The 4,151-nt window shown below is 64.0% G+C and carries 4 protein-coding genes; 1 reads left to right on the top strand and 3 read right to left on the bottom strand.

The genetic code is table 11. From position 1 onward, the window contains the following. A partial coding sequence (locus tag V6M48_RS12770) for an amidohydrolase family protein (protein ID WP_332812911.1) occupies nucleotides 1-896 on the bottom strand: 896 nt, incomplete at its 3' end. 178 nt (nucleotides 897-1,074) lie between these two features. On the opposite strand from V6M48_RS12770, the gene V6M48_RS12765 reads away from it, so the two are divergent. After that, entirely contained in the window at nucleotides 1,075-2,046 is a 972-nt protein-coding gene (locus V6M48_RS12765) for a LysR family transcriptional regulator (RefSeq protein ID WP_332812910.1), read from the top strand. Here V6M48_RS12765 and V6M48_RS12760 read toward each other — a convergent pair. Together V6M48_RS12760 and V6M48_RS12755 are read right to left on the bottom strand one after the other, a co-directional pair. Further along, nucleotides 2,036-3,262: an amidohydrolase family protein gene (locus V6M48_RS12760; RefSeq protein WP_332812909.1), complete on the bottom strand. Its 1,227-nt coding sequence runs from the start codon at nucleotides 3,260-3,262 to the stop codon at nucleotides 2,036-2,038. The genes V6M48_RS12765 and V6M48_RS12760 overlap by 11 nt on opposite strands. Before the next feature lie 115 nt (nucleotides 3,263-3,377). Further along, the coding region (locus tag V6M48_RS12755; protein WP_332812908.1) for a CaiB/BaiF CoA transferase family protein at nucleotides 3,378-4,151 on the bottom strand (774 nt) is incomplete at its 5' end.

Raw genomic sequence — 4,151 nt, 5'->3', positions numbered from 1 at the left:
TCGTGGCCGCGCTTGGCGACGCTCTCATAATATTTGTCCGCCCGCCCCATCAGCGGCGGCATCCACGAGATGTCCGCTTCGGCGCAGATGATCTTGAGGTCGGGGAAGCGCTCGAACTGGCCGCCGAAGGTCAGCTGCAGGATCGAGTCCTGGAGATAATGCTGCTCCATCACCATCGCGGTATAATAAGGGCCGTAGCCCCCGCTCTGCTCGGAGCGATCGTAGCGCTCGAGCGTCGCAGGACGCGTGTTGGTGTGCAGCGAGATCGGCATGTTGAGCTCTGAAGCCGTCTGCCAGAAACGGTTGTAGGCCGGCGCCGCATAGCCCGGCTTGTCGTCGGGCGGCGCCGACCAGATCAAGACCCCGCTCAACCCAAGCTTGTGGCAGCGTTCAAGCTCCCTGGTGCCATTCTCGATGTCGAACAACGACACCAGCCCAAGCCCCTTCAGGCGATCCGGAGCATAGCTGACATAGTCCGCCAGCCAGTCGTTATAGACCCTGAAGCACTGCTCCTGGAGCGCGGCATCGACGGTGCTGAAGATGAACAGGCCGGTGGTGGTGTACAGCACCGCCGCCGAAAGCCCGTCGATCGCCATGTCCTTCAGCCGCTCGGCCGGATCCCAGCCGCCGGGGCGCTCGAAGTGGCGCACCGCGCCGCGCTCCTCCTCGCCCATCAGCTTGATCGCGCGGCCTTCGAACACCAGGAACATGCCCGGCCGGCCGTTATAACCATCGACGATCTCGGGGACTCTATCGCGGAACGGCTTGTCGACCCGGGTCCACAGGTCGCTCGGCTCGGTCATATGGGCATCGGCATCGATCAGATTATAGTCGACGCCGGTGCGCTCGTCGGGCTCGTCGATCCGCCGCTCCAACACGCCGCTCTCGTCAGCCATACATCCTCCTGCCCATGGGTCCGCGTCGCGTGCGATGACCGCCGCGCCGGCTTTTCAAACTTTATGTGGAGGGACGCGCGCGAAGACAATTCGCCATTCTTTGACCAGCCTTAGATTTCGATTAATACCAGCCTCCAGTCTGACGCGCGTTCAAATCGGCGTGTCCGGAGACGACAGCATGAGCCTGGACTTCAATCTGATCGACCTTCGGCTGTTCATGTATATCGCCAAGCACCACAGCATCACCAAGGGCGCGGCGAGCTGTCACATGTCGACGCCGGCGGCGAGCGTCAGGATGCGCAATTTCGAAAACAGCCTCGGCACCAAGCTGCTCGAGCGCACCCGCAACGGCGTGCTGCTGACCCAGGCGGGACAGGCGCTCCTCCCGCACGCGCATCTGATCCTGGATCAGGTCAGCGCGCTCAACGCGCACCTCAAGGGCTATGCGGAAGGCACGAAAGGCCAGATCCGCATCGTCGCCAACAATCTGACGATCAGCGAGACGCTGCCGATGGTGCTGCGGCACTATATGAAGCTCCACCCCGACATCAGCGTCGATGTCCGCCCCAAGCTCAACAGCGAGGTGATCCAGGCGGTGCGAGACAATCTCGCGGACTTCGGCCTGTTCGGCGGCGAATTCGATTCGGAGGGGCTCGAGACCCTCGTCTATCTCAAGGACCGCTTCGTCGTGATCGCGTCGTGCGAGCATCCCTTGGCCGAGATGGAGACCGTCCGCCTCACGCAGGCGCTCGACTATGACATCATCTGCCTTCCCGAATACAGTTCGGTCCACGCCTTCGTGCGGCACGTGATCGACGAAAAGCGGCTGTTCCCGCGGATGAGCGTGTTCGTTGAGAATTACGACGCCTTGTTCTGCATGATCGAGGCGAATGTCGGCATCGGCCTGATCCCGGAGTGCGCGGCCCGGCGCTATGCCCGCAGCGGAGCGATCAAGATCATCCCGGTCAGCGATGCAAGGGCGGCGCGCGATCTGAGCGTCTGCTTCCGCAGCTTCGAGGAGCTGCCGGCTTTCGCGAAGGACTTCCTCGACGTCCTCGTCGAAGTGACCGGCGGAGCGCCGGTTGCGTGGCCCCAAGATGCGGACCCATCCGCCGGCGCTCGCACTTCGGCTGCCCGAATTAGTAGGTAGCATTCACCGCGACATGGCCGGCCGCCACGACCAGGAGCGGATCCTTCAAATTGCTCACGTTCTCGGTCGGGTCCGCCCTGAACAACAGCAAGTCCGCGCGTTTGCCCGGACCGATCACGCCGAGATCGTCGCGTCCGAGGTGGGTGGCCGCCCCGCTGGTCGCCGATTTGAGGATCTCGACCGCGGACAAGCCGGCTTCGGCCATTCTTTCCGTCTCGACGATCGAATTGGCGCCGAATGTGCCGGAATCGAAGGCGAAGCCCTCGATGATCGCCGTCGGCGGGAAACTGTCGGTGCCGAGCGCGATCCGCACCCCCGCCTCGTGCACGGTCGCGAGGTTCCTATACGCTTCGGGCGTCGGATAGACCCACAAGGTCGGCACCCATGACGCATCGTTCCTGAGCAGCAGCTCGATCAGGCGGTCGTCCGAGATGAGGTCCGCGACGACGCCATGCTCGAGGCCGTCGGCGCCCGCCTCGAGCGCTTCGATCGCGCGGTCCTGCTCGTGGGTATGGACGGTGGCTTTGAGGCCATGGCGGTGGGCTTCGTCGATCGCCGCCGCGAGCACGTCCAGCTTGAGCCGTACGATCGGCACTTGGCCGTGGAATTTATAGTCCGGCTCGCCATGGCAGGCGCAGCCTCCCTGGAACAGCAGCTTGATCGCATCCATTCCAAGCTCGGCCATTTCGGAAACCGTCGCCCGCGCCCGATCGACCGTGTCGACTTCGCCTCCGACACGCTCGCGATACCACGGGTTGCGGCCATAGACCGTCTCGCTCGGATGGCCCTTGGGCGCCGAAATGCCCGAGCCTGTCATCAGCAGCAGCGGCCCGACGAGCTCGCCCGCGGCAAGCCGCGCGCGTGTCGCAAGCAGCTCCGGCACCGGATCCCCGACCGACTTTATCGTGGTGATGCCATGTTTCAGGAACGAGCGAAGGTTACCGGGCAGCTGCTCGTCCAGATAATAAGTCATTTTGGCGGGATCGGTGCAATTGTAGAAATCGTAGAGATGGACGTGCGAGTCGATCAGGCCCGGGGTCAGCCAGCAGCCGCTCGCATCGATGATTTCACGGCCCTGCAACGGTTCGGAGGAGAGCCGTGAAATCACATTGCCGTTGACGCCGACATTGATCGTGCCGGGCAGCTTCTTCACGCCGTCGAACACGAAGGCGTTCTGAATCACCAGATCGAAGCTCTGATCGCCATCATTGCTCATCGCACAACCTCCCCCGAAAGCGCTTTTCGTCAGCGCTTTATTGCGCCGGTCTTTCGCTTTTCTGTCAGATACAGCGGGATTGGCTTGTTGCGAAGGGGCTGGCGGCTGAGAGAAGTTAGATGGTACCCGCCTCGCGCAATGCCGCGAGCTGCTCGGCGCTATAGCCGATCGCGCCGTACACCTCCTGATTATGCTCGCCGACCGTGGCCGGGGCAGGCGAGCGGACGGCGCTGGGCGTTTCGGAGAGCTTCGGAAACGGCGCCTGCATCTTGAGCTTCCCCCATTTGGGCGTCGCGACGTCGATGATCGCCTCGCGCGCCGCGTAATGCGGATCATCGAGCATTTCGGGGACCCGGTAGATCGCGCCGGCGGGAACGCCATGTTCGACCATCAGCGCCTCGACCTCGGCGCAGCTGTGCTCGCGGGTCCAGTCGGCGATCAGCTCGTCGAGCTCGACCTGGTGGATTCCGCGCGAGACGTGATCGACATAGCGCGGGTCGGTGGCGAGCTCGGGACGTCCCATCGCCGCGCAGAGCCGCGCGAACACGCCGTCCTGGTTGGCGCCGATCAGATAATCCCCGTCCTTGCACGGGTAGACGTTGGACGGCGCGATGCCCGGCAGCGCCGAGCCCGACCGCTCTCTGATGTGGCCGCCGACCTGATATTCGGGGATCAGGCTCTCCATCACCTGGAGCACCGCCTCGTAGAGCGCGGAATCGACGATCTGGCCGACACCCGTGCGCTCGCGGGCATGGAGCGCGGCGAGCGCACCCATGCAGCCGTAGCTGGCCGCCAAGGTGTCGCCGATCGAAACCCCCATCCGCGACGGCGGACGGTCCGGATCGCCGACGACATAGCGCCAGCCGCCCATCGCCTCGCCGACGCCGCC

The organism is Sphingomonas sp., assembly GCF_036677245.1.
Classification (GTDB): Bacteria; Pseudomonadota; Alphaproteobacteria; order Sphingomonadales; family Sphingomonadaceae; genus Allosphingosinicella.
The sequence above is the reverse complement of the archived record's forward strand: the minus strand, read 5'-3'. Positions and strand labels throughout refer to the sequence as shown.